A 24,182-nucleotide genomic window follows, 5' to 3' on the forward strand; every position below is an offset into this window, starting at 1 on the left:
CTCTTGGGGGCTAATATGGGGGCGACAAATTAACCGATATACTCCGACATTATCCTTGTGCTGTTGGGGGTATAGCATTGATATTTATCTAAGTTATTGAGCGTGCTGAAATTATGATTTGCACTCAATAATTCATGAAAATTTATCAGAGGAAAAGTACCGTCGTCGTCACCGCGATAAACGCAATAAACAGCAGCACCATCACCGCTATCGCAAAGGTCGTGGAGTCCTGGACGTAGGTTTTTTCCTCCCCCTTCATCGGGCCGACAAGCATGATCCAGATGAAGATAAAGGTCACAGAGGCAATCACGACTGAAACGAAAAACAAACTTTCTCTCAATTCATAACCTCAACGAGAACCTTTCGGGCGCTGTGTGGGGACGTGCTACGGTGAAAATTTCTTGAAACGGAAGTGATTACACCAGACCAATAAATCACAAGAATTTATGGTCTGGTCATCAACATGCGGAGAGTTACGCCACGTTGCGGGCGTGCCCGGCAAGAACGGCAAGCGCTTCACCGTTTTCGATAGTGATGTATTTACCTTTAACGGCCAGCATCCCGCTTTTCTGGAAACGGCCCAGCAGGCGGCTGATGGTTTCCACGGTCAGGCCCAGGTAGTTGCCGATATCGCCACGCGTCATCGTCAGACGGAATTCACGCGGCGAGAAGCCACGCTCGGCGAAGCGGCGGGAGAGGTTGTAGATAAACGCGGCCAGGCGCTCTTCTGCGTTCTTTTTAGAAAGCAGCAGAATCATGTCCTGATCGCCTTTGATCTCACCGCTCATCAGACGCATCATCTGCTGACGCAGGTTAGGCATCTTACCGGACAGATCGTCCAGGGTTTCAAACGGGATTTCGCAAACCATTGAGGTTTCGAGTGCCTGAGCAAAGCTCGGATGATGGCCCGTGCCGATGGCATCAAAGCCCACCAGGTCGCCCGCCAGATGGAAGCCGGTGATCTGCTCATCACCCTGTTCGGTGATGGTGTAGCTCTTGATGGTGCCAGAACGGATAGCATAGAGCGATTTCAGTTCGTCTCCCGCTTTAAACAGCGTCTGCCCTTTCTGAATAGGCTTTTTGCGCTCGATGATATTATCAAGCTGATCGAGTTCATGCTCATTCAGGGTAAACGGGATACAGAGCTGGCTGATGCTGCAATCCTGGCAATGGATAGCACAACCGCCAGACTGAATGCGTCGTATAATTCGCTTTTCCGGGATCATAGGTTTGCTCAAGCCTTAATTGATATTGGTCAATTTTAACATCTTTTTGGTAAGTACGTAAGCCTGACAAACCCTCAATAAGGACAAGAGACGGCAACGTGTCGCCATCTTCTTGAAATTCCACAGCTTGATTATGGATTTTTAGCCTAACCGGTAGAAAATTAAGCACAAAAAGCCTGGGAGCTAGAGCAGGAGATACCCTTCGTGACGCAGCAACCACTCTTTTCGCTGCACGCCGCCGGCATAGCCTGTCATGGTACCGTTGCGGCCAATGACGCGATGGCACGGCACCACGATGCTGACCGGGTTAGAGCCGTTGGCGGCACCCACCGCGCGTGCGGCGCCTGCGCGGCCTAGCTGTTCCGCGAGCTGGCCGTAATGCATGACCTGCCCGCAGGGAATGGACCGCAGCGCCTGCCACACTTGGCGCTGAAAAGGCGTGCCTGCCGTGGCGGTCGGCAGAGTATCGATGATGCTGAGATCGCCTTCGAAGTAGGCCGCAAGCTTGTCGCTCAGCCCGCCCGGGTTGGTGGCGCGGATACGTTCATACCCCTGCGCGCGGTAGTGAACATTGAGCAGTTCTTCCATGCGGTCGCTGTGCTCTTCCCATTCAACGGCGCGCAGGCAGAACTGCTCGTCCGCGATCACCCACAGCGGCCCGAGCGGCGTCGCAATCTTATCTTCGAGTAATCTCAGCATCCTCATTCCTTTAGTTCAGCCTCGGGTAAATCCCCGGCCCAATCGGCAGGCCGACAAGATACCATGCCACCAGCATCACCAGCCATACCCCTAAAAAGATAAGCGGGTAGGGTAAAACCAGCGAATAGTAGGTACCCAGTTTGGCCTCGGGTTTATAGCGCTGCAGGAAGCCTAAAAACAGCGGAACAAACGGCGAAACCGGCGCCAGCGGAATCACCGAGGAGTCCGCGATGCGGAACAGGATCTGGGCAAACGCAGGATGAAAACCCAGCATCATAAACATCGGTACGAAGATCGGGGCCAGAATCGACCAGATGGCGGAGCCGCTGGCGATAAACATGCACAGCAGGGATGACAGCAGCGCCAGGCCGACAAACGCCGGTACGCCGCTTAGCCCGGCAGCCTCCAGCGCGTCGGTCAGGCCCACGGCCATAAACTTGCCCATGTTGCTCCAGTTAAACATCGCCACAAACTGCGCCAGCGGGAACACCATCACGATAAATCCCGCCATCTCCTTCATCGGCTCGATCATCAGCTGCGGCAGATCGCCCTGACGGCGGATCTTACCGGTCGCGATACCGTAGGCGAGCGAAACGACAAAGAAGAAGAGGATAATCAGCGGCACGATGCCCTGAATAAACGGCGACGGCAGGACGGTATGTTTAACCGGATCGCGCAAGATGCCGTTTTCTGGCACCACCATCAGCGCCACCAGCGCGATAAAGGCCAGCGAGACAACGCCCGCCACGCGCAGGCCGAAGCGCTGCTCTTTGCTCAGGGTTTCCAGCTTTTCATCGCTACGGCCTTCCCATTTACCCAGCCGCGGCTCGATGATTTTATCGGTAATCAGCCCGCCGACAATCGTCAGGACAATCACTGAGCTCGCCATAAAGTACCAGTTGTCGATCACGCTGACGTGCATGGCCGCATCAATGGTCTTCGCCGCCTCCGTGCTGATGCCAGAGAGCAGCACGTCGGTGGTGACGATCAGCAGGTTAGCGGTAAATCCGCAGCCCACGCCCGCAATCGCCGACAGCAGGCCCGCCACGGGATGACGCCCGACGGCGAGGAAAATCAGCGCCCCCATCGGCGGCATGATCACCAGCGCGGCGTCGGAGGAGATATGGCTGAAGAAGGCGATAAACAGCACCATATAGCTCGCGTAACGCGCGCTGACGTGAGAAGCCATCTTCACCATTAATGCGGGCAGCAAGCCCACGCGTTCAGCCAGCCCGGCGCCCAAAACCAGCGCCAGAATGGCGCCCAGCGGGGCGAAGCCGCTGAAGTTTTTGATGACGTTGGGTAAAAACCAGTGCAGCCCGTCAACGCTGAGCAGGTTTTTCACCGCCACCAGGCTGCCGTCGGCCGGGCTGCGCACGCTCACGTCAAAGGCGGAGAGCACGGCGGTGGCGACCATTAAAATCACAATCAGATAGATAAACAGCAGGAAAGGGTGCGGCACTTTATTGCCGATCCTTTCAACCCAGCCATAGAGCTTACCGGATGGGGAATGCGAAGGTATGGATGACATACTCATGGGCGTTCCTCGGGAGTGTTGTGTTGTTGTGTTGTGTTTTTTTATTTTAAAGGTGACGGTGTCACGCCCTGTGGGATCGGACACACGTACGGTTTTTCTTGTATTTGTTGTTCGAACTCTTCACGGCATTTTTTCAGCAGCGCCGCGTCCTGCAGCAGATTGAGCGCGGTTGCGCCCATCACTTTTCCGGCCAGCAGCATGCCTTTGTGGGCAATGGAGGTACGGCCCTGCGCCACCAGTTGCCAGGTGTGCAGCGGCGTGCCGACGGTAAAGCAGGGGCTGAAGCACTGGGCGACCGGCATTTTCCAGCTGACGTCGCCCACGTCGGTTGAACCCGCCAGCACATTGTCGGTGATGGCATAGGGCGCGACTTCATCCACCAGCAGCGTCTCCTGATGACGCCGGGCAAAGGCTTTACCCGCGTCTCCCCCCGTTGCGGCAATATTTTTCAGGCTGTTTTGCAGATCGTTGGGCGTCAGGGTGGCGCGGATCTCGCGGGCGAAGGCGCGTTCTTCCTCCGTCCAGAGCGGCGTGCCGTAGTGCTGCAACGCGCGATACATCGCCGCTTCAAGCGTGCGGTTCGGCAGGTAGCTGGAGCAGGCTTTATCAACGCGGCACTCGACGGTGGTTTCGGTCATCATCGCTGCGCCCTGGGCGATTTTCTCGATGCGTTCGTAGATCTGCTGCGCATCGGCCATCTCCGGGGCGCGGATCAGGTACAGCACCTCCGCCTGCGCCTGCACCACGTTGGGCGAAATCCCGCCGGTATCGGTAATGGCATAATGGACGCGCGCTTTCTCAATGATGTGTTCGTTAAGGAAGTTGGTGCCGGTGGTCATCAGCGTCACGGCGTCGAGCGCGCTGCGTCCCAGATGGGGGGAGTTGGCCGCGTGTGCCGCCACGCCGTGAAAACGCCAGGCGGCCTGAATATTTGCCAGCGTGCTGACGTTAAACATCCCGGCGTACGCTTCCGGGTGCCAGGTGACGGCGGCATCAACGTCATCAAACAGACCTTCGCGCACCATAAAGGTTTTCCCGGAGCCACCTTCCTCGCCGGGACAGCCATAAAAACGCACCGTTCCGCTGCCGCCGTGCTGCTCCAGCCAGCTTTTCGCCGCCACCGCGCCCGCAAGCGCCGCGGTGCCTAAGAGGTTATGCCCGCAGCCGTGGCCGTTGGCTCCCGGCGTGTCGGATTGCGCCGTCGCGCAGTGCGCCTGCTGGCTTAGCCCGGCCAGCGCGTCGTATTCGCCCAGCAGGGCGATGACCGGTTTCCCGCTGCCGAAGCTGGCGATAAAGGCATTTGGAATACCGCCGGCCTCGCGCGTCAGCGTGAAGCCCTCGGCCTCAAGCTCGCTGGCGAGCCGCTCGGCGGACCAGAACTCTTCAAAGCGGGTTTCAGGACGATCCCAGATCGCATCGGCAATATCGGTTAACGTCCGACATCGCGTGTCGATCGCATCGGCAATAAAAGCGTAGTTCTCCTGCATTACACACCTCGCGTCCACGGGAAATTGAGCGCAGTTCGCGCCAGCGTTTCAATGGCAATGGCCATGACCTGCTCATCGAAGTCGAATTTTTCGTTGTGATGTCCGGCGCTCAAATCCGTGCCGAACACCATATAGGACGCCATGCCGCCGTTCTGCTGCACGCGGGCCATCATCAGCGTGGCGTCTTCGGAACCCGCTGGCGCTTTCACCTTGTCGATGGCGTGAATAACCCCGGAAACCTGGCTCGCCTGTTCGCGCAGGTAATCCACCCACGCCGGTGTCGGCGCGCTGGACGTCGCGGCACCCATCAGGCGCATTTCGGCGCGCACGCCGTAGAGCGCCGCTGCGCCGGTAATGACCGCCTGCGCGCGCTCAAAGACGTACTGATTAATCGCTTCGCTTTCACCGCGGGTTTCAACCTTTATCAGGGCATTGGCGGGCACCACGTTGCGTCCGCTGCCCGCCTGCATCACCCCGACGTTCACCCGGGAGGCGCCGTCGCTGTGCGGGGCGATGCTGTGCAGGGCGAGGGCGGCCTGCGCGGCGGCGAGCAGGGCGTTACGTCCGTCCTCCGGCTTACCGCCCGCGTGTGCGGCAACGCCGGTAAAGTTCACGTCGAACTTGGTGGTGGCCATAAAGTTATCGCTGCCGCAAATCACCGTTCCGGCAGGGACGCCGGTACCAATATGAATAGCCGTGAAATAGTCCACGTCGTCCAGCGCGCCGGCGGCAACCATGGCGCGCGCGCCGCGGGTGCCTTCTTCGGCTGGCTGGAAGATCAGCTTGATGGTGCCGTTGAGCTGCGCGCCATTCTGCTTAAGCACCTGCGCCAGCCCCAGACCAATAGCGGTGTGGCCGTCGTGCGCGCAGGCGTGCATCATGCCCGCGTTGCAGGAGGCAAACCCGTCGCGGAACGGGCGATGGCTTTCATCCAGCGCTTCGCTTAAATCAAGGGCATCCATGTCGACGCGAAACGCCAGGGTCGGTCCAGGGCGGCCGGTATTGAGGGTCGCCACAATGCCGGTAAACCCGCCTTCAAACGGCGCCAGCCATTTCTCAGGCGCGCCCTGCGCCCGCGCGCGGGCAAACTCCTGCGCCAGGGTAGCGGCATCGGGCAGCCCCATCCGGCTTTCGGCATCGACGACGTCGCGGCCCATCGCCAGTTCGTAGCCCAGCGAGTCGAGGATTTCCGCGACTTTCGCGGCCGTTCGAAACTCTACCCAGCCGGATTCCGCGAAATGGTGAAAATCGCGACGCCATGCGCTCAGCTGCGGGGATAGTGTCTGGATGTACTGCGCCAGTGTGTCCATATCTGTTCCTGTCATCATTAAAATATGTGAACTGCTTCACGCTGTGATAGTTTTTACTTATCACTAACCGATTTTTCACAGTTTTAACCGTTCAGGAATTACCCTCGCACATCCCTTTCCATTAAAGTAGATGACAGTTTCTTTACTCTGATAAACAACGGTTATCGGTCGGGCTATGACATTCCAGATTAAATTTCATCAAATCCGGGCGTTTGTTGAGGTAGCGCGTCAGGGCAGCATTCGCGGTGCCAGCAGGACGCTGAATCTTTCCCAGCCGGCGCTGACCAAATCCATCAAAGAGCTGGAGGAGGGCATGGCGGCGCAGCTTTTCGTGCGCAGGAGTAAAGGCGTCGCGTTGACCGAATGCGGTGAGGGTTTTTACCAGCGCGCCAGGTTGATTCTGGAAGAGCTGCGCGCGGCGCAGGATGACATCCGTCAACGGCAGGGGGAGCTGGCCGGGCAGATCAACATCGGGATGGGGGCCAGCGTTTCACGCACGCTGATGCCCGCCGTTATCACCCGCTTTCATGCGCAGCATCCGCAGGTCAAGGTGCGGATTATGGAAGGGCAGCTGGTATCGATGATCAATGAATTACGCCAGGGCGAGCTGGACTTCACCATCAACACCTATTATCAGGGACCTTACGACCAGGAATTTACGTTTGAAAAGCTCTTCGAAAAACCGTTTGCGGTATTTTGTCGGGAGGGGCATCCGGCAATGGGGGCAACGTCAATTAATGAGCTCCTGCATTATAACTGGACAATGCCGACGCCGCGGGGAAGTTATTATAAGCAATTAGAGGAGGTATTTAGCGATCGTTCGCAAATACCGCGAATTGGTGTGGTTTGCGAAACATTTTCTTCCTGTATTAGCCTGGTCGCGCAAAGTGATTTTTTAAGCATATTGCCGCAGGAGCTAGGCTGTGACCCGCTGCTGGCACACCGTCTGGTCATGCTGCCGGTTGTCGAATCGCTTCCTAAAGCAACCTATTATTTAATTCAGCGCCGTGATTCACGTCAGACGCCCCTTGCTGAGTCATTAATTACGCAGTTCAGAAGGGAAGCGAGAAAAATAATCGTCGCGTGAAATGCAGATTAAAAAAAACAGGATCTGCCCGACATCAGACAGACCCTATAGTACACACAGCAGTGCGTCCTTTCGCCAATCCTGGGTATTATTTCCATGAGGCAGGTATATTTAGGTATAACACCTTTTCTGAAAAATGAAAGGCGGGCGAGTGATTGATTTCACGAAATTTTAACATAAATCACGTATTTTACCTTTGCTGAAATTTTAGTTAAGTCTGATTTAAATCTATTTAATAATTACTATATATATTCATCAGGTTAATATTATTACCGCGCATTGCCCCGTAACGGTGATTGAGGCCGGTCTCTGGCGCAGGTATAGTACAGCCCTCAGATGCAGCCGGAGGATGTCCATGAACCCTGACGACAAATCATTTTTTCTTGACGCCATGGAAGATGTCCAGCCCCTGAAGCGCTGCGCGGATATTCACTGGCAGCCCAGCCGCAATACGCGGACGCGCGAGGAGGTGGATAGCGAACAGCTGGATAACTTCCTGACGCTGGATTTTCTTGACATGCTTCCCCTGGAAGAACCGCTGGCATTCCAGCGCGAAGGGGTACAGCAGGGCGTTATCGATAAGCTGCGCTCGGGGAAATATGCCCGCCAGGCCAGCTTAAACCTCCTGCGTCAGCCCGCCGAACGCTGCCGTCAGATGCTCTATTCTTTTATTCGCCAGGCCGGACGCGACGGGTTACGCAATCTGATTATCATTCACGGGAAAGGGCGCGAGCAGAACTCGCATCCCAATGTGGTGCGCAGCTATCTGGCGCGCTGGTTAACCGAGTTCGAGGAAGTGCAGGCCTTCTGCGCGGCGCTGCCGCATCACGGCGGCAGCGGGGCATGTTATGTTTCACTGCGAAAATCGGATGAGGCAAAACAGGAAAACTGGGAGCGGCACGCCAAGCGCAGCCGCTAGCGGGCGATCTCCTCGCCCGCCTGAGACTTAGAACGTTTCCCAGTTGCTGTCGGTGGAGGCGGTTGTCGTTGCCGGGCGCAGCAGCTGTGGCGTTTTCAGACTGGCCGGGCGCGGGGCGACCGCTTTTTCTTTGCCGTTCAGGCGAAACGCGGCTACCGCCTGGCGCAGCTGCTCGGACTGATCTTCCAGTGCCGCAGCCGCCGTGGCGGACTCCTGCACCAGCGCGGCGTTTTGCTGCGTCACGCTGTCCATCTGCGAAACGGCCAGGCTCACCTGCTCAATACCGCGGCTCTGCTCGTCAGAGGCTGATGAAATCTCACCCATGATATCGGTCACGCGGGTGACGGCGGCGACAATTTCCTTCATGGTGGTGCCAGCCTCGCTAACCTGCTCAGAACCGGTATTCACCCGGCTGACGGAGTTCTCGATAAGCCCTTTGATCTCTTTCGCCGCCTGCGCGCTGCGGCTCGCCAGCGTACGGACTTCACCTGCAACAACCGCAAAACCACGGCCCTGTTCCCCGGCGCGTGCCGCTTCCACCGCGGCGTTAAGCGCCAGAATGTTGGTCTGGAACGCGATGCTGTCGATCACGCCGGTAATATGCGCAATTTGCTGCGAACTGTCGGCGATTTCGTTCATGGTGCGAACCACGTTATCCACGACGTGACCGCCGCGCGCGGCCGTTTCAGAGGCGTTTTTCGCCAGCAGCGTGGCCTGACGGGCGTTATCGGAGTTCTGCTTAACCGTCGCGGTCAGCTCTTCCATGCTGGCGGCGGTCTCTTCGAGCGAGGCGGCCTGCTGCTCGGTGCGGGCGGAAAGATCGTTGCTTCCTGCGGCAATTTCGCCTGCGCCGGTGTAGATGGAATCCGTACTTCCCCGTACGGCGCTGACGGTGGTCACCAGCGACTGCTGCATCTCATGCAGGCCCGCGGCCAGCTGGCCCATCTCATTGCGACCGGAGATAGCGATCTCCTGCGTCAGGTCACCCCCTGCAATGGCGCGAATATGGTTCATAATGGAGTGGAGGGGTTTTAACAGCAGGTGTTGTAAACCCTGCCAGATGACCACCAGAACCGCGATAACGGCCAGCAGAATCGCCGCCAGCGTCCACTGCATCTGCGTGAAGCTGCTCTGGTTCTCTTCGGTTGCGGCCTTCAGCAGGGTGTTGTTTTCGGCGCGCCAGCGGTTATAAACCGCCTCCATCTCGTCCTGCGCCTGCTGGGCGTCCAGATCGCCATAGGCCTGGTAGTTGTCGGCACGCAGATACTCAATCGATAGGCGCATCACTTCGTGCATCTGGTTCCAGGACTTCTGCATCTCGTCGGTTAATGCTGCCTCCTGGCCGTTAACCTGCGGCAGCTTCTGCCACTCTTTGTTATAGGCTTCGGCTTTTGCCAGCGAGTCGGCTGCGGTGCCAAGCAGTTTATTGATCGCCGCAAGGGAAGCCGGATCGCGCTGGTTTTTCAGGTAGCGGATCGCCACGCGGGTGACGGTGACGCGTGTTTTCACCAGCGTGTTCACGCTGTCGCTCAGGCTTTCCTGCTGGGCATTGAGCACGCCGGAATTCTGGAAGTTATGGCGATCGTTGCTGACGGCAGAGTAGAACAACCCTCCCGTGACAACTTGCAACAGACAGAATATGGTGAGGGCAAAGATAATACCGGTAATCACGTGCAAATTTTTCAGCATAGCGGTCGTCCGTTAGAAAGGATGCAGAGGTACACCAATACTATCGTCGTATAGAATTTAAACTTTAATTTAACTCGCGCTTAACTAAGGGCTCCGGTGAGGAACCTGTTGTAAATCCGGATCATTTTTATGAGGAAGGTTAACATGAGCAGCATTGATAAAAGCGGGACGTACGCGCTCGGGACGCGGACGGTAAAACGACTGGGCTACGGTGCGATGCAGCTCGCCGGGCCGGGCGTCTTTGGTCCACCGAAGGATAAGCAGGCCGCGCTGGACGTGCTGCGCGAAGCGGTGGCGGCGGGGGTGAACCACATTGATACCAGTGATTTTTATGGTCCTCATGTCACTAACCAGCTGATCCGCGAGGCGCTTCACCCTTACCGGGGCGATCTAACGCTCGTCACCAAGATTGGCGCCCGCCGCAACGACAAAGGTGCCTGGCTGCCGGCCTTTTCCGCGCAGGAACTGACTCAGGCGGTGCATGACAACCTGCGTAATCTGCAGCTGGACGTGCTGGACGTGGTGAATCTCAGGATCCTGTTTAGCGCGCACGGGCCGGCGGAAGGGTCAATTGCTGAACCGCTCTCCACCCTGGCCGAATTACAGCAGCAGGGGCTGGTGCGTCATATTGGCCTGAGCAACGTCACGGCCACCCAGGTTGCGGAAGCCCAGAAAATGGTTCCGGTGGTGTGCGTGCAGAACATGTACAACATTGTGAACCGGGGTGACGACGCGCTGGTGGATCTGCTGGCGCAGCAGGGGATCGCGTATGTGCCGTTCTTCCCATTGGGAGGCTTTACGCCACTGCAATCTTCCGGGCTGAAGACCGTCGCGGATTCACTGGGCGCCACGCCAATGCAGGTTGCGCTGGCATGGCTGCTGCAGCGTTCCCCGAATATTCTGCTGATTCCTGGCACCTCTTCCGTGGCGCATCTGCGGCAAAACCTCGCGGCGGGGGAGTTACGTTTGCCGCCTGAAGCACTGGAAACGCTGAATTCGCTGAGGGATTAAAAGTGACACGCGCAAAGCCTGGAGGGTGCTTCCGGCTTTGCGCGCTTAGGCTCCTGTCTGACTTTTCTGCCTGTGCAGCGCTAACGCTTCCGCCACAATCTCCTGCTTGCTCTTACGCGTCTCAAAGGCGGTGGTTCTGATGTACTCCATCAGATCGGAATCGATGCGGGCGCTCAACATCCTGAGATCGGCCTCCTTTGCCAGACCGCGTGCAACACGCTTGTCTGGATAGTCACGGGCGGGCATGGAAAATATTCTCCAGTAAGTCTTGTTAATTCGTTCGGTAAAATATGCTTTTATCTGACTTAAAAGTCAATGTGTAGTTATTTCATAGTGATGTTATTTTTTATAAGTCATAAACAAGATGACTTTTATATGACTTTTGCTGTCAGGCCTGTTAACGGCGGGCAACGTTGCTAAATTAAAACCGCTCAAACTTCAACGCGTTTGGGTTCGCCTTTGGAAATGACCTTGATCCTTGTCCATAATCCGTAATACTGTATTTATATACAGCATCTGGCGAGAAAGGCATTATGGACACTCTCTTTTCTTATCACCCAAAACAAAACATTGAATTACCTTTGTTTTTAGAACGCGTGGCCTGTGGTTTTCCCAGCCCGGCGCAGGATTATGTGGAGGATCGTCTCGATCTTAACCGGCTGGCAGTCAGACACCCCAGTGCGACCTATTTTATCAAGGTGAGCGGAGACTCCATGATTGGGGCGGGGATCGGCGACGGCGATCTGCTGGTGGTCGATCGTTCGTTAAATGCCGAACACGGGGATATCGTCGTGGCGTCGGTCGCCGGTGAGTTTACGGTGAAAGAGCTACAGACCCGTCCGGTTCTGAGACTTCTGCCGCATAATGCTCGCTATCAGCCGATTACCTTTCAGTCCGAAGAGGAGCTGCAGATCTTCGGCGTCGTCACCCACACCCTCAAAACGCATAAACATGTTCGCGCTGGTTGATGTGAATAGCTTTTACGCCTCCTGCGAGCGGGTCTTCCGCCCCGATCTGCAGGGGAAACCCATCGTGGTGGTGTCCAATAACGACGGCTGCATTATTTCGCTGTCGCGGGAGGCAAAGCAGTTCGGCATAAAAATGGGTGAGCCGTATTTTAAATTCAAAGAAAAGCTATATCCGTCAAAAGTTTACGTCTTTAGCTCGAACTATGCGCTGTATGCCGATCTCAGCAGTCGGGTCATGCAGACGCTGACCGATCTCGCCCCGGCAATAGAGATTTACTCCATCGATGAAGCGTTCGTGAACGTTTCAGGGGTCAGCCACTGCCTGTCGCTGGAAGCGTTCGGTCACCAGATGCGCACAGAGGTCTTTAAAAATACGGGCCTAACCGTTGGCGTCGGTATTGCCCCGACCAAAACCCTTGCAAAGCTGGCCAACTATGCGGCGAAACGCTGGGCCAGCACGGGCGGCGTGGTCGATCTCTCAGGCCGCGAGCGGCAGCGTAAGCTGCTGGAAAAGGTTCCGGTAGAGGAGGTGTGGGGCGTAGGGCGGCGCATCACGAAAAAGCTCAACGCTATGGGCATTACCACGGCGCTGGAGCTGGCGGAAGCGTCGTCCTGGGTCATCCGCAAACATTTCAACGTGGTACTGGAGCGGACGGCCCGCGAGCTGCGCGGTGAGCCCTGTCTTGATCTGGAGGAGTTCACCCCCACCAAGCAGCAAATCATCTGTAGCCGTTCGTTTGGACACCGTATTACCCAATATGAAGAGATGCACCAGGCCATTTGCGCCTACGCGGAACGCGCTGCGGAAAAACTGCGCGACGAGCATCAATACTGTTGTTTTATCAGCGTGTTTGTGCGCACCAGCCCGCACGCGGATAACGAAATTTATTACGGCAATCAGGCTTCCGTCACCCTGATGACGCCTACCAATGACTCACGGGATATCATCCGCGCCGCCACGGAGGCGCTGGGGCGTATATGGCTCGACGGCTATCGCTATATGAAAGCCGGGGTCATGCTTGCGGACTTTTTCAGCAGCGGCGTCGCCCAGCTTAACTTGTTTGACGATAATCGCCTGCGCGCCAACAGCGCGGCGCTGATGGAAACGATCGACAGCCTGAATCATTCCGGCAAAGGGAAGATATGGTTTGCCGGGCAGGGTATTGAGAAATCCTGGGCGATGAAGCGTGAGATGCTGTCACCGGCCTATACGACGCGGTACGCCGATTTGCCGGTGGCGAAGTAGAAGATGGTTGCGTTATTTCTTTTGCGTCAACCAGGTTGCCGCAGCCGTCAGCACGCCAATCCACGGCATTTGGCCCGCTCCGGCCAGGAAGTTATGGCGATCGATCTCGTTATTTTTACGGATATCGGCAAGGCGGGTAAGCGCCTCTTTTTCATCCGCGGCGCCAATCTCCTCAAACTGTTTTTCAAACCCCTGAGCGATGAGCTGAGCGGCCGCATCGGTGTTTGCGCTCTCGATCGCAATGAGGTTCGGGCCTTTTTGGAAAAAACAGTAATCCGGCATAAGTGCTCCAGAAAGAGGAGGATACGGTAAAAACACTCTATTCCTGGCGGTTAAAAAATGCACGTCATTTACGGCGGAAACAATCAATTTTTCTTGAGTATTTCAGGCAGTAACTGCTCGATTACGCTGACGACCTTTCTGACGCGCTGTGGAATAAAGCGGGCGTCAGGGTAGACGGCATAGAGGAAGCGATCGGGTAACCGCCAGTCGGGCAGCACCGGTACCAGCGTGCCCGCCTGCAGCGCCCTGGCCACGAGCGGTCGCTGCATGCCGCCGATACCCATGCCGGATTCCAGCGCCTGCAGCAGCGCGTCGCTGGTGTTGGCTCGGAAAACGGTATTCACGTTGATCTCGACCGTTTCCTCGTCGGACATCAGGCGCAGGGGGGCATCCAGCGGAATACCGCTGAACCGTACGTGTGGCAGCGTCGCCAGCTCGCTGACGGCGTGTACCACCTGAAAACCGGGAGCGGCAAACAGCGCGGCTTCAATACGCGCCAGCACGCGAGCCGCGTGCGCCTGCGGAGGCTCACTGCTCAGCCGTATCGCGACATCCACGCCCTCCGTCACCAGATCGGCAAGGCGGTCATCCAGGGAAAGCATCAGCTGCAGTTCGGGATGCAGGCGCTGCAGCGCCAGCAGATGCGGCAAAAAAATCTGCCCCAGGCCGCTCGGCAACTGGACATGGACGCGTCCCTGAACGCGATGGTCGGCAGGATGTAAACGCCTCTCCGCTTCCCCCATGGCGTCCAGCACAAGCTGCATATCACGCCGGTAACGTTCACCCTGTTCGGTCAGCTTCATCGTACGCGTCGTACGGTGCAGCAGCACCACGCCAAGCTCATCCTCAAGCGCCGCGATCTGTTGACTGACGGCGGACTGCTTAATGCCGGTCTGACGGGCGGCCGCTGAAAACGAGCCCGCTTCAGCGACGCGTAGAAAGGTAGAAATGGCGGTGAGCTTATTATTCATTTAATGATTCTGCTTATAAGTGCCATCGGTTTCAGGGGATATCTTCAGAAAAAATAATAGATCACACTGTGTCTGTCACCCTTTGCGGAGAAACACCATGAATAAGATGCAGCAACACAACGTCGCCCTGGTCGCGGGCGCCAGCGGCATTGTCGGCAGACAGCTGGTCAACACGCTCCTGCACCATCAGTGGGAAGTGATCGGCCTCAGTCGCCGCGAGGTAACCCATCCGGACGGCATTCCCATGGTGAACGTTGATTTACTGGATGCGCAGGATACAGCAAGGGCGCTGCACGCCCTGAACGGTGTTACCCACATCTTTTACAGCGCCTGGGCGAACGCGGCGAACTGGACGGACATGGTTGAGCCGAACGTCACCATGCTGCGCAATCTGGTCAGTACCCTCGAAAAAACGGCACCTTTGCAGACGGTCAGCCTGATGCAGGGATACAAAGTCTATGGTGCGCATCTGGGGCCGTTTAAAACCCCGGCGCGGGAAAGCGATCCCGGCGTGCCGGGTGCCGAATTTAACGCCGCGCAGCTCGCGTGGCTCAGCCAGTTTCAGCGGGGGAAACGCTGGCACTGGAATGCTATCAGGCCGGGCGTGGTGGGGAGCCCGGTACCGGGCAATGCCATGAACCTTGCGCTGAGCATCGCCCTGTACGCCTCCCTGTGCAGGGCGCAGGGTTTACCGCTGCGTTTTCCCGGTTCGGAACAGGCCTGGCACAGCATCGTTGACCATACCGACGCCGGGCTGCTGGCCGAGGCCACGCTGTGGGCAGCCGCGTCACCTGCGGCACAGAATCAGGCGTTCAACGTCAATAATGGCGATATCTGGCGCTGGAGCGAGCTGTGGCCGCGCATCGCACGCTGGTTTGAACTGGACCCTGCGCCGCCGGTGAGGCTGTCATTTCATCAGCTGTTTAACGACTATCGCGGCGTATGGCGCGAGCTTGCCGAAGAGCGGCTGGCGGAAGCGGATATTTTGCAGCTGAGCGACGGGCATTTTGCCGATTTTGTCTTTGGCTGGAATTACGACATGTTTGGTGACGGGAGCAAGCTGCGCAGGGCGGGCTTTACGCAAATGCAGGCGACCGATGAGATGTTTTTCAGCCTGTTCGCGCAGCTGAGAGCCGCGCGGATTATTCCCTGATGAGCCGGGCGTCCTGGGGCAGGCCAGGACGCCGGGTGCTTACACAACCGTTAACGCATTCACAACTTCGGCCACGCTTTTCACGCTGCGGATGTTCCCAATCCCCGTGCCGAGCGCGATATAGCCTTCATCGGTATTATCTTCCAGCATGCCCAGGCGCAGGCCCCGTAATCCTCCCATCGCCTTGCCCAGCGCGTCGTTGCTTGCGCCAGCTTTATCCATCGCCGCCAGTTTTTCCGCCAGCTTGCCGGGAAGAGCGCGGTAATAATGGGGCACGGTGCGGAAAAGCAGCAAATCGAGACCGTTGGCGGCAACGATTTTCTCTTTGACCCCCTGCGGCACGCGGCTTTCTTCCGTGCTGATAAAGACCGACCCGGCAAAAACGCCTTCCGCACCCAATGCATGGGCCGCTCTGGCGGTGCGATTGTCGGTAATGCCGCCCGCGGCCATCACCGGAATGTGCTTCACGGCATCGGCAATCAGCGGCACGATGGAAAAGGTGCCCAGCACCGTTGCGGGTAACGTCCCGCCCTCATCAAAACCGGTGGCGACGATAATGTCAGCCCCCATTTCTTCTGCGAGGCGGGTGTTCTCAGGCGTTGGGTTGATGTCGCGGTAGATAATGGCGATACCCGCCTCTTTTAACTCGCTGAACAGGGAGGGAATAATGCTGCCTTCCCCGTAGCCCGTATACACCACGGCCCTGACGCCTTCGTCTTTCACCACCTGAAGAATAGGCCCAGTCCAGACGTCATTAACGGCCGTGGGGATCAGGTTCACGCCAAAGGGTTTCTCAGTCAGCCGTTTGGTTTTACGAATCTCCTCGCGCATTTTTTCGGCGGTCTCTTCCGGCGTGGAGACCGCGGTGTCGGCGGTTAAACCGGCATTGGGCCCCAGCACGCCGAGCCCTCCGGCATTGCTGACCGCAGCAACTAAACGGGCATCCGTGAGCCAGGATAACGGCCCCTGAATAACAGGTTTTTCGATGCCCAGGATCTGACAAATACGGTTATTTTTCATAGCAGACTCTCCCTCACGTTTGAATGGGGAAGAGTGTAGGGCGGAGGATTGTTAGGAAAAATAGCCAAAAAGATTCATCACTGTTATAAAATTAATAACAATCATATTATTCTGCTCGCGGCAAAAGCATTCCTTATGCAAATAAACCTCTTTGAAGCTCTTCGAATTTTTATTGAAATTGTCGAGTCAGGCAGTCTTAGCCAGGCGGCGGAGAATCTGCAGATCCATCGTCCGGCAGTCACCAAAGCGTTACAGCTTCTGGAGCAGCACAGCGGCACGCGGCTACTGCAGCGCACAACGCGTCGGATTAGCCTGACCCCGGATGGGGAAGCGTTTTATCGCCGGAGTAAACCCCTGCTGGCGCAGGCGGACGAATTGCTGGAGTCGTTTGGTACGGACCGGGCAATACACGGCCAGCTGCGTGTGGATATGCCGGTCTCTTTTGCCACGCTGCGGGTGATACCTAATCTGCCTGATTTTTATCGTCAGCATCCTGAGATCGACATCATTCTGAGCAGCTCTGACCGCCGTCGGGATATGCTGCGGGATGGCCTGGACTGCGTGCTGCGCGTGGGAGAGCTGGAGGACGGTGACTACATCGCGCGTAAAATCGGGAACATCAAAATCACGACCTGCGCCAGCCCGGCCTGGCTGGCAAAGCACGGTACGCCAGAAACGCCGGATGATTTACGCAAACATCAGGCCATCAACTGGATTAATAACCGCAGCAGACAAATTCATCCGTGGACGTTTACCACGCCGGAAGGCATCGCGGAAATTACCCTGCCCGGTAAGCTTGTCGTGGATAACTCCGAAGCTTACATCGCGGCAGGTCTGGCCGGACTGGGGTTAATGCAGGGGATGAATCTCTTTCTCCAGCCTTACATTGACCGCGGTCTTCTGGTTGAAGTCCTGCCGGACTATCGCTCGCCGGACCGCAAGCTGTCACTGCTCTATCCACACCGCCACCTCTCCCGCAAGGTGCGGGTCTTTACCGAGTGGCTGGAGAGTCTGGTGTGAAAGCGGCCAGCTCGTGACACAGCGCGCCAATCTGTTCTACGGCGTTCAGCAGGCGGGGCGTGGGTTCGTTTGCGCAGTTCAGCCGCAGAAAGTGCGTTAACTCTGCGGCAGGGGAAAACAGAGGGCCAGGGCTGACGCCAATACCCAGCGCCAGCGCGCGACGGTGCACCTCCAGCGCGTTGACCCGCTGAGGCAGTTCAACCCACAGCAGGAAACCGGCAGCGGGCACGTTAACGCGCGTACCGGGCGGAAAGCTCGCCTTGACCTGCGCCACGACGGCGCGAACGCCCTCTGCGATCCGGCGCTTCAGCCGCCGCAGATGGCGATCGTAGTCGCCGCTCGCCAGAACCTCGCTCGTCGCCGCTTCCAGCAGCGGGGCGCCAGCCCATTCTCCGGCCATGCGGGCCTGTAAGACCTGCGGGGAGTAGCGTCCGGCGGCGATCCAGCCGATTCGCCATCCGGGCGCAAGCGTTTTGGACAGGGAACTGCAGTAAATCACATTCCCGCTCTGGTCGAACGCCTTGCAGGCCGGAGGGCGTTGCCCCTCGCCGACCAGGTCACCGTAAACATCGTCCTCAATCAAAGGAATTTCAGCCTCTTCAAGCAGGGCAACCAGTTCCTGCTTGCGCGCGACGGGCATGCTGGCACCCAAAGGGTTTTGCACGGTGGGCGAGGCCAGAACGGCCGCAGGGCGGTGGCAGCGAATGGCGTCCGCCAGCGGTTCCAGCAGCAGGCCTTCCACAGGGTCGGTGGGGATCGCTAAAGCCTTCAGGCCTAAATCTTCCAGCAGCAGGAGCGTGCCAAAGTAGGCGGGCTGCTCAATCGCCACGACATCGCCCGGCTGGCACACGGCCCGAAGGGCCAGGCGCAGCGCCTGCGTCGCGCCTGCGGTAATAATGAGATCGTCCGCGCCGAACCGGGCTCCCCACTGGGCAGAACGCGCGGCAATCCTGCTTCGCAAATCCCGTCTTCCCGGAGGCAGGCTGTAGCTCTGTCCATGCGCGTCCAGGCGACGGCCCGCAGAGTGCAACGCCCGCTGCAGGGCATCTCCCGGCAGCCACGCGGGATCGGGCAGGGCGGCGCCCAGCGGGATCAGCCGGGCTTCTGCACTGCTGAACAGCGACCGGGCCACGGCGGACATTGTGACGGGGACCGGGCCCGGCGTGGAACGCGCGGGCTCCGCGCGCGCAGGCTGGCTGGTCTGGCGGATGTAATAGCCTGAACGCGGGCGCGCAACGATCAGCCCTTCAGCCTCAAGGCAGCGAAGGGCCTCCAGCGCCGTCGGAAGGCTAACGCGCTCGCGTTCGGCCAGTTTGCGCGCGGAGATCATCCTGTCGCCGGCGCGCAGCGCGCCGGACGTAATGGTAAGACGCAGCATATCCGCAATACGGCGATAGTGAGGAGAGGACTGGGACGGGGCAGACATGGGTAACTGTTCAGGCTAATTTTCGATAAAACTGACTATACAGCCAATGATGCGCGCCATCTATAGTGTCCGGCATGTTCAGGACAAGGAGGCATTATGCAAAGCGATAACTTCAACATTTCCACCTATTTCAACCGCATAAACTATACCGGACCGGCGGCTGCCGATACGGCCACCCTGCATGCGCTGATGCGCCATCAGCTCTTTTCCGTTCCCTTTGAAAATCTGGACGTGCAGGCGGGCAAAGTTGTCTCGCTGGCGCCAGACGATATCGCCGATAAGGTGTTAACGCAGGGGCGCGGCGGCTACTGCTATGAGGTAAACGGGCTTTTTGCCATGGCGCTGGCGGCGTTAGGGATCCCTTACCGCTTCGTGGCGGCGCGCCCGATGTTCTACCCCGCGCGGCGGCCGAAAACCCACATGGCGATCGTCGCTGAGGTAGATAGCCGACAGTGGCTTTGCGACCTCGGGTTCGGCAGCTACGGCATTCGTGCGCCGATGGCGCTGGACACGCTTGATGTGGATATCACGCAGGATTTCGACACGTTCCGACTGAGCCGCAGCGCGGAGGGTGAGTATCTGCTTGAGGCGAAGGTTGAGGGAGAGTGGGCCCGGCAGTACGGCTTTGATCTCACCCCTCAGGAATGGATTGACTTCGTTCCGGCCAACTACCTTAACTCCACGCACCCGGATGCCATCTTTGTGCAGAAGCGGGTGGTGGTGCAACACAGCCCGGAGGGACGCCAGATTTTACTGGGCGATATGCTGAAAACCATCACGGCGAACGGCACTGAAACGCGGAAACTGGCGGAGGATGAAATCCGCCATGTCCTGAAAGACCGTTTTGCGCTGACCGCCGCGTAATCTGCCGGGAAACGGTGGAGCCTCAGCGCAGTCCGTCTTCTGTGGCGTTGCGCTGAGCTCCCCACTGTAACAGCAGGCTAAACGACGCGGGTAATACGGTCAGCGTCACCAGCGTCGCGACCAGCAGCCCGCCGATAATCGCATAGGCCATTGGCCCCCAGAAGACCTGATGAGAGATCGGGATCATGCCCAGAATGGCGGCGCAGGCGGTCAGACAGATGGGTCTGGCCCGGTGCTCCGCGGCCGCCATAATTGCGGCATCGTTTGCCATTCCCTGAGCAAGATTGCTGTCAACCTCGCTAATCAGTATCACCGCGTTGCGCACGATCATCCCCGCCAGGGCGATGACGCCCAGCAGCGCGACAAACCCCATCGGCGTACCGCCGGGCAGCATAGCCAGCACGATCCCCGGCAGGCCAAACGGGGCCATCAGGAGGGCCAGCAGCATCCGGGAATATCGCCGCAGCTGAAGCATCAGCAGCAACAGCATGAGGACCAGCGTTACCGGAAGAACGGTAAAGACGGAGCTGTTCCCCTTATCCGATTCGGCAACCGCGCCGCCTTCTTCAATGCTGTAACCTGCGGGCAGGCTCGCGCGCAGCTTGTCGACCGCCGGACGCAGCGCCGCGGATACCGCTTCAGCCTTTAGCCCCGGGGCAAGGTCCGTTTGCACCGTGATGAAGGGCACGCGCTGCCGACGCCAGACGACCGGATCGTCCACGCCCCAGACCGGCGTCGCAACGGCGCTGAGCGGAATTTTTTTACCGTCATTCCCCTGAATCGTGAGCGAGGAGAGGGTGGCGGTGCTGTGACGCGCATCGTCCGTGGCCCGCAGCACCACGTCGACAAGGCGGTCATTATCCCTGATGGAGGTAACAACGCTGCCGGACCAGACGGTGTTCAGCGTGCGGGCGAGGCTTTCTGACGATACTCCCGCCGCTATGGCCGCCGTCTGATTCACCTTAAGGGTGATGACCCTCTCCGGCTCTCCGGCCGTCTGGTTAACGTCGCGTGAGAACGGGGACTGTCCAATCGCGTCCGTGAGACGGTTCGCCAACGCCCGGACCTGCAAATAATCTGGCCCGCTCACCCGGTATTTGATGGGCCAGCCGACGGGCGGCCCCAGCTCAAGGGGCGACACGCGCGTGATGATGTCGCTAAACTGCGTCGCCAGGATCCTGTTGAGCTGAGCATGCAGACGATCCCGCGCCTCAAGATCTTTAGCCACCACGACCATCTGGGCGATATTTTCATTTTCCAGCAGCACGTCCATCGGCAGGTAAAAACGGATGGCGCCCGACCCGACGTACGTCGAATAGCGATCGATGTTGCCGTTGCCTGCCAGCGCCTTTTCCAGCTTTTCCACCTCTCTTAACGTTTCCGGCTGCGACGCGTTGGCCGGAAGCGTCAGGCTGACCAGCAGCTCAGGCCTGTCCGAAGCGGGGAAAAACTCGCCCTGCATAAACGTCGTGCCGTACACGGACAGCCCCAGCGCGGAAAGCGCAATCAGCACGGTAGCGACTCGGTGACGCAGTGCCAGGCGTAAAAGTCTGCCGTACCCGCGCGCGATCCTGCCGGGGCCTGCCGCGTGATGTCTGACTTTTTCCGGCAGCAGCCACGTGCCCGTCAGCGGCGAAAACAGGATCGCGACAGCCCAGGAGCAGAGCAGGGCAATGAGCACCACCGCAAACAGGGAAAAACAGTATTCACCGGCGCTGGAGGCCGCAAAACCAACGGGAATAAAGCCGGCAATCATCACCAGAGTACCGGTGAGCATCGGGAAGGCCGTCGTTTTGAATGCATGGGTGGCCGCGTGCCGACGGGAATCCCCCGCTTCCAGCCGGGAGACCATCGTTTCGACGGCGATCATGGCGTCATCCACCAGCAGGCCCAGGGCAATGATCAGCGCCCCTAGCGAGATACGCTGAAGGCCAATACCGGCGAGCATCATGCCGGCAAACGTCATGGCGAGCACCAGCGGAATGGCCGTCGCCACCACCAGTCCGGCCCGTAACCCCAGCGAGACAAATGAAACCGCCAGCACGATAACAACGGCTTCGATAAGCACCCGGATAAACCCGCTTACCGCGTCACTGACCACCGCTGACTGATCGGCAACTTTCACCATCTCGATACCGTGCGGCAGCCCGGCGCTGAGGGCCGCCATTCTGGCATTCAGCGCAGCGCCGAAACGCAGCATGTTGCCCGTTGGCGCCATCGACACCGCCAGCCCGATAGCCGGTTTGCCGTTCACCCGGTAGGCCGGGGCCGGTGGCTCGGCGATTTCCCGGGTGACGGTGGCAATGTCGGTCAGCGGAATATAGCGATTGTTCACGTGCAGCGTGACGGCGCGTAAGCTCTCCTTGGTCGTGAACGCTCCGCTGACCTTGATCGCCATGTTCTCTTTTTCGGTACGCATCGTTCCTGCCGGGACAACCGCATTTTGCGCCCGGAGGGCGTCGGCAACCGCCTGAATATCGAGCCCCATGCCGGCCAGGCGTGCCGGAGAAAAGGCGAGAACCCACTGCTCCTGCTGTTCGCCCAGCAGGGTGGTTTTGCCTATATCCGGCAGGGACATCAGCTCTCGACGAATTGTTTCTGCGCGATCCCGCACCTCCCGCAGGGTAAAACCTTCGGGAATAAAGGCGTAAATAGTGCCGAACGTGTCGTCAAACTCGTCGTCCACGGCAGGACCCTGCACCCCTTCGGGCAGGGACGGCGCGATGTCCTGCATTTTTTTGCGAACCTGATACCAGATATCCGGCACGCGTTGCGGGGGCGTATCGTCACGGAGGTTGACGTGGATAACGGTGCGTCCGGCCCGGGTTTCACTTTCGAGATAGTCCAGCCAGGGCGTTTCCTGCAGCTTTTTTTCAAGCGTATCGGTCAGCAGGCGGGTGGTATCCGCCACGGAGGCTCCCGGCCACTGCGCGGAGACGACGGCCGTTTTAATGGTAAAAGCCGGATCTTCGTTACGCGGCAGCTTCTCATAGCAGAACACGCCCATCGCAATCACCAACAGCATGAAAAAGCTGACCATCTGCTGGTTCTTCAGCGCCCAGGCGGAGAGGTTAAATTTGGCTTGCGGTACGGTGTTCATGGCTGAACCTCTCCGGCAACCACCGGCTCGCCGGAACGTAATGTGCTCACGCCCGCCGTAATCACCCTGTCGCCCGGCTCAAGGCCGGAGGCAATCATGACGGAGGTGGCCGTATAGCCGACGGGCACCACCGCGCGCAGCTGCGCCCGCGACTGCGGGGTAATCACAAAAACGGCCGGTTTGTCGCCGACGCGGGTCAGCGCCGAGGCGGGAAGGGTGTAGCCGCGCGGGGCAGACGATGGCAACGTGACGGTAACGCTGGCGCCCAGCGCCATGGCCGCCGGCGGGTTTTGCAGGGTGGCCCTGACGCGCCAGGTGCGGGTCTGCGGATCGGCCTGCGGGGTGATATCCCGCAGCGCGGCAGACGCCTGCACCGACGGGTCGCTGAGGAGGGAAACCCGCAACTCCGCCTTATCCAGAGGCGGGATCGCATCCGGAGTGGCAATATCAAACGCCACGTCGCGGGCTTCACCCGTTGCCAGCGTCAGCACGGACTGACCGTCGCTGACAACCTGCCCCGCAGAAGCGTTCACGGCGGTGATGACGCCCGCCTGCGGCGCGATCAGGCGCGTCCAGCCGAGGCTTTCACGGGCATTTCGCCACGCGGCCTCGCTGCTTTTTAAGCGCGCGCGGGCGACAAGCCAGTCCGCACGGGCGCTGTCGAGCTGCGTGCGGGCTATAGCGCCCGTTGGCATGAGCTTTTGCATTCGACTGACGTTAAGCGCGGCGACCTGCGCCGAGGCTTTAGCACCTTCATAGTCGGCCGCCGCGCTGTCGAGCTGGTTTTGCCCGGTCGTGTTGTCAAGCGTGGCCAGCAGCTGTCCGGCAGTGACCCGGTCGCCAATATCAACGCTGCGCGTCAGTATCCGGCCCCCGGTCCGAAAGCTCAGGGTCGTTTCATCGCGGGCACGGATCTCACCGGTTCTTTCCAGCGTGGGAAGGGTTTGGGCGGTGCCAACGACGACGTAGCGTACCGCTCGCGCAGGGTCGGGCTTATTTTCGTGTTTATCACCGCAGCCGGTCAGCGGAAAAATCGCCAGCGCAAGCAGGGCCAGGGGAAGAAAATGCAGCCAGGAAAGGGTGCGCGCCACGCCGTACAAATGATGCAGGCAGTGGCGGAGGGAGAGAAAAAATTCGTCTGACATAACGCCGCTCCATAAAGGGAAT

At 58.6% G+C, this 24,182-nt stretch carries 22 protein-coding genes; 8 read left to right on the forward strand and 14 right to left on the reverse strand.

All coding sequences use genetic code 11. The features are described 5' to 3' along the window. Nucleotides 1-145: 145 nt before the first annotated feature. From UR289_RS14335 to UR289_RS14360, 6 genes are all read right to left on the reverse strand, one after another. Nucleotides 146-328, reverse strand: coding sequence for a hypothetical protein (locus tag UR289_RS14335; RefSeq protein ID WP_014883604.1), 183 nt, complete (start codon nt 326-328; stop codon nt 146-148). Between the two features lie 145 nt (nt 329-473). Then, nucleotides 474-1,226 (reverse strand): fumarate/nitrate reduction transcriptional regulator Fnr, encoded by a 753-nt coding sequence (gene fnr, locus UR289_RS14340; protein WP_006174991.1) that lies wholly within the window; start codon nt 1,224-1,226, stop codon nt 474-476. 183 nt (nt 1,227-1,409) lie between these two features. Then, nucleotides 1,410-1,925 carry a methylated-DNA--[protein]-cysteine S-methyltransferase gene (ogt, locus tag UR289_RS14345; protein ID WP_224978804.1) on the reverse strand — a complete coding sequence of 172 codons (516 nt, stop codon included), beginning with the start codon at nt 1,923-1,925 and terminating at the stop codon, nt 1,410-1,412. Nucleotides 1,926-1,935: 10 nt separating this feature from the next. Beyond that, nucleotides 1,936-3,462 (reverse strand): p-aminobenzoyl-glutamate transporter, encoded by a 1,527-nt coding sequence (gene abgT, locus UR289_RS14350; protein WP_029740288.1) that lies wholly within the window; start codon nt 3,460-3,462, stop codon nt 1,936-1,938. A gap of 41 nt (nt 3,463-3,503) precedes the next feature. Next, nucleotides 3,504-4,949, reverse strand: a complete 1,446-nt coding sequence (locus UR289_RS14355; RefSeq protein ID WP_320710606.1) for a M20 family metallopeptidase — start codon at nt 4,947-4,949, stop codon at nt 3,504-3,506. Beyond that, a complete protein-coding gene (locus UR289_RS14360) occupies nt 4,949-6,259 on the reverse strand; it encodes a M20 family metallo-hydrolase (RefSeq protein WP_211437951.1) in 1,311 nt (436 codons plus the stop codon). Before UR289_RS14360 ends, UR289_RS14355 begins: the two co-directional genes overlap by 1 nt. A gap of 175 nt (nt 6,260-6,434) precedes the next feature. Between UR289_RS14360 and UR289_RS14365 the strand changes: the two genes are divergently transcribed. After that, a complete protein-coding gene (locus UR289_RS14365; protein ID WP_048980433.1) occupies nt 6,435-7,346 on the forward strand; it encodes a LysR family transcriptional regulator in 912 nt (303 codons plus the stop codon). Between the two features lie 355 nt (nt 7,347-7,701). Next, nucleotides 7,702-8,265 carry a DNA endonuclease SmrA gene (gene smrA / locus UR289_RS14370; RefSeq protein WP_318591936.1) on the forward strand — a complete coding sequence of 188 codons (564 nt, stop codon included), beginning with the start codon at nt 7,702-7,704 and terminating at the stop codon, nt 8,263-8,265. A gap of 27 nt (nt 8,266-8,292) precedes the next feature. On the opposite strand, the gene tcp is transcribed toward smrA, so the two are convergent. Continuing rightward, a complete protein-coding gene (tcp, locus tag UR289_RS14375) occupies nt 8,293-9,954 on the reverse strand; it encodes a methyl-accepting chemotaxis citrate transducer (protein WP_039262714.1) in 1,662 nt (553 codons plus the stop codon). 144 nt (nt 9,955-10,098) lie between these two features. Here tcp and UR289_RS14380 point away from each other — a divergent pair, with 144 nt between their 5' ends. Continuing rightward, on the forward strand, nt 10,099-10,965 hold the full coding sequence (locus tag UR289_RS14380; RefSeq protein WP_320710609.1) for an aldo/keto reductase family oxidoreductase: 867 nt from the start codon (nt 10,099-10,101) through the stop codon (nt 10,963-10,965). Nucleotides 10,966-11,010: 45 nt separating this feature from the next. On the opposite strand, the gene UR289_RS14385 is transcribed toward UR289_RS14380, so the two are convergent. Beyond that, nucleotides 11,011-11,211, reverse strand: a complete 201-nt coding sequence (locus UR289_RS14385; protein ID WP_045889461.1) for a hypothetical protein — start codon at nt 11,209-11,211, stop codon at nt 11,011-11,013. A 287-nt stretch (nt 11,212-11,498) separates the two neighbouring features. Between UR289_RS14385 and umuD the strand changes: the two genes are divergently transcribed. Both umuD and umuC read left to right on the forward strand, forming a co-directional pair. Next, nucleotides 11,499-11,933, forward strand: a complete 435-nt coding sequence (umuD, locus tag UR289_RS14390) for a translesion error-prone DNA polymerase V autoproteolytic subunit (RefSeq protein ID WP_023311486.1) — start codon at nt 11,499-11,501, stop codon at nt 11,931-11,933. Then, nucleotides 11,917-13,179 carry a translesion error-prone DNA polymerase V subunit UmuC gene (gene umuC / locus UR289_RS14395; protein WP_246947823.1) on the forward strand — a complete coding sequence of 421 codons (1,263 nt, stop codon included), beginning with the start codon at nt 11,917-11,919 and terminating at the stop codon, nt 13,177-13,179. The genes umuD and umuC overlap by 17 nt, the downstream gene beginning before the upstream one ends. 12 nt (nt 13,180-13,191) lie before the next feature. Here the strand turns inward: umuC and UR289_RS14400 are convergent, their stop codons facing one another. Both UR289_RS14400 and UR289_RS14405 read right to left on the reverse strand, forming a co-directional pair. Continuing rightward, on the reverse strand, nt 13,192-13,461 hold the full coding sequence (locus UR289_RS14400; RefSeq protein WP_058840731.1) for a hypothetical protein: 270 nt from the start codon (nt 13,459-13,461) through the stop codon (nt 13,192-13,194). 83 nt (nt 13,462-13,544) lie between these two features. Then, nucleotides 13,545-14,432 carry a LysR family transcriptional regulator gene (locus UR289_RS14405; RefSeq protein ID WP_232938188.1) on the reverse strand — a complete coding sequence of 296 codons (888 nt, stop codon included), beginning with the start codon at nt 14,430-14,432 and terminating at the stop codon, nt 13,545-13,547. 97 nt (nt 14,433-14,529) lie between these two features. Here UR289_RS14405 and UR289_RS14410 point away from each other — a divergent pair, with 97 nt between their 5' ends. Beyond that, a complete protein-coding gene (locus UR289_RS14410) occupies nt 14,530-15,585 on the forward strand; it encodes an SDR family oxidoreductase (RefSeq protein WP_246947827.1) in 1,056 nt (351 codons plus the stop codon). A gap of 39 nt (nt 15,586-15,624) precedes the next feature. Here UR289_RS14410 and UR289_RS14415 read toward each other — a convergent pair whose 3' ends face one another. After that, on the reverse strand, nt 15,625-16,605 hold the full coding sequence (locus UR289_RS14415; protein WP_320710614.1) for a nitronate monooxygenase: 981 nt from the start codon (nt 16,603-16,605) through the stop codon (nt 15,625-15,627). A 135-nt stretch (nt 16,606-16,740) separates the two neighbouring features. Between UR289_RS14415 and UR289_RS14420 the strand changes: the two genes are divergently transcribed. Further along, a complete protein-coding gene (locus UR289_RS14420; RefSeq protein ID WP_045888868.1) occupies nt 16,741-17,625 on the forward strand; it encodes a LysR family transcriptional regulator in 885 nt (294 codons plus the stop codon). On the opposite strand, the gene UR289_RS14425 is transcribed toward UR289_RS14420, so the two are convergent. Beyond that, complete coding sequence (locus UR289_RS14425) at nt 17,597-19,051, reverse strand: PLP-dependent aminotransferase family protein (protein WP_246947831.1); 1,455 nt, start codon at nt 19,049-19,051, stop codon at nt 17,597-17,599. The genes UR289_RS14420 and UR289_RS14425 overlap by 29 nt on opposite strands. 96 nt (nt 19,052-19,147) lie before the next feature. Between UR289_RS14425 and UR289_RS14430 the strand changes: the two genes are divergently transcribed. Continuing rightward, on the forward strand, nt 19,148-19,915 hold the full coding sequence (locus UR289_RS14430) for an arylamine N-acetyltransferase family protein (protein ID WP_320710617.1): 768 nt from the start codon (nt 19,148-19,150) through the stop codon (nt 19,913-19,915). 22 nt (nt 19,916-19,937) lie between these two features. On the opposite strand, the gene UR289_RS14435 is transcribed toward UR289_RS14430, so the two are convergent. Beyond that, the gene (locus UR289_RS14435) at nt 19,938-23,015 is read right to left on the reverse strand and encodes an efflux RND transporter permease subunit (protein ID WP_320710618.1); all 3,078 of its coding nucleotides are present in this window, start codon (nt 23,013-23,015) and stop codon (nt 19,938-19,940) included. Next, nucleotides 23,012-24,160 (reverse strand): efflux RND transporter periplasmic adaptor subunit, encoded by a 1,149-nt coding sequence (locus UR289_RS14440; RefSeq protein ID WP_320710620.1) that lies wholly within the window; start codon nt 24,158-24,160, stop codon nt 23,012-23,014. The genes UR289_RS14435 and UR289_RS14440 overlap by 4 nt, the downstream gene beginning before the upstream one ends. Nucleotides 24,161-24,182 lie beyond the last annotated feature (22 nt).

Origin of the sequence: Enterobacter sp. 302C9, assembly GCF_034106085.1 — a bacterium.
Taxonomy (GTDB): Bacteria; Pseudomonadota; Gammaproteobacteria; order Enterobacterales; family Enterobacteriaceae; genus Enterobacter; species Enterobacter asburiae_B.

What these genes read in the sequence shown, in the direction of transcription:
- fnr (WP_006174991.1), bottom strand. Translation starts at nt 1,226, where the DNA reads ATGATCCCGGAAAAGCGAATTATACGACGCATTCAGTCTGGCGGTTGT.
- ogt (WP_224978804.1), bottom strand. Translation starts at nt 1,925, where the DNA reads ATGCTGAGATTACTCGAAGATAAGATTGCGACGCCGCTCGGGCCGCTG.
- abgT (WP_029740288.1), bottom strand. Translation starts at nt 3,462, where the DNA reads ATGAGTATGTCATCCATACCTTCGCATTCCCCATCCGGTAAGCTCTAT.
- UR289_RS14355 (WP_320710606.1), bottom strand. Translation starts at nt 4,949, where the DNA reads ATGCAGGAGAACTACGCTTTTATTGCCGATGCGATCGACACGCGATGT.
- UR289_RS14360 (WP_211437951.1), bottom strand. Translation starts at nt 6,259, where the DNA reads ATGGACACACTGGCGCAGTACATCCAGACACTATCCCCGCAGCTGAGC.
- UR289_RS14365 (WP_048980433.1), top strand. Translation starts at nt 6,435, where the DNA reads ATGACATTCCAGATTAAATTTCATCAAATCCGGGCGTTTGTTGAGGTA.
- smrA (WP_318591936.1), top strand. Translation starts at nt 7,702, where the DNA reads ATGAACCCTGACGACAAATCATTTTTTCTTGACGCCATGGAAGATGTC.
- tcp (WP_039262714.1), bottom strand. Translation starts at nt 9,954, where the DNA reads ATGCTGAAAAATTTGCACGTGATTACCGGTATTATCTTTGCCCTCACC.
- UR289_RS14380 (WP_320710609.1), top strand. Translation starts at nt 10,099, where the DNA reads ATGAGCAGCATTGATAAAAGCGGGACGTACGCGCTCGGGACGCGGACG.
- UR289_RS14385 (WP_045889461.1), bottom strand. Translation starts at nt 11,211, where the DNA reads ATGCCCGCCCGTGACTATCCAGACAAGCGTGTTGCACGCGGTCTGGCA.
- umuD (WP_023311486.1), top strand. Translation starts at nt 11,499, where the DNA reads ATGGACACTCTCTTTTCTTATCACCCAAAACAAAACATTGAATTACCT.
- umuC (WP_246947823.1), top strand. Translation starts at nt 11,917, where the DNA reads ATGTTCGCGCTGGTTGATGTGAATAGCTTTTACGCCTCCTGCGAGCGG.
- UR289_RS14400 (WP_058840731.1), bottom strand. Translation starts at nt 13,461, where the DNA reads ATGCCGGATTACTGTTTTTTCCAAAAAGGCCCGAACCTCATTGCGATC.
- UR289_RS14405 (WP_232938188.1), bottom strand. Translation starts at nt 14,432, where the DNA reads ATGAATAATAAGCTCACCGCCATTTCTACCTTTCTACGCGTCGCTGAA.
- UR289_RS14410 (WP_246947827.1), top strand. Translation starts at nt 14,530, where the DNA reads ATGAATAAGATGCAGCAACACAACGTCGCCCTGGTCGCGGGCGCCAGC.
- UR289_RS14415 (WP_320710614.1), bottom strand. Translation starts at nt 16,605, where the DNA reads ATGAAAAATAACCGTATTTGTCAGATCCTGGGCATCGAAAAACCTGTT.
- UR289_RS14420 (WP_045888868.1), top strand. Translation starts at nt 16,741, where the DNA reads ATGCAAATAAACCTCTTTGAAGCTCTTCGAATTTTTATTGAAATTGTC.
- UR289_RS14425 (WP_246947831.1), bottom strand. Translation starts at nt 19,051, where the DNA reads ATGTCTGCCCCGTCCCAGTCCTCTCCTCACTATCGCCGTATTGCGGAT.
- UR289_RS14430 (WP_320710617.1), top strand. Translation starts at nt 19,148, where the DNA reads ATGCAAAGCGATAACTTCAACATTTCCACCTATTTCAACCGCATAAAC.
- UR289_RS14435 (WP_320710618.1), bottom strand. Translation starts at nt 23,015, where the DNA reads ATGAACACCGTACCGCAAGCCAAATTTAACCTCTCCGCCTGGGCGCTG.
- UR289_RS14440 (WP_320710620.1), bottom strand. Translation starts at nt 24,160, where the DNA reads ATGTCAGACGAATTTTTTCTCTCCCTCCGCCACTGCCTGCATCATTTG.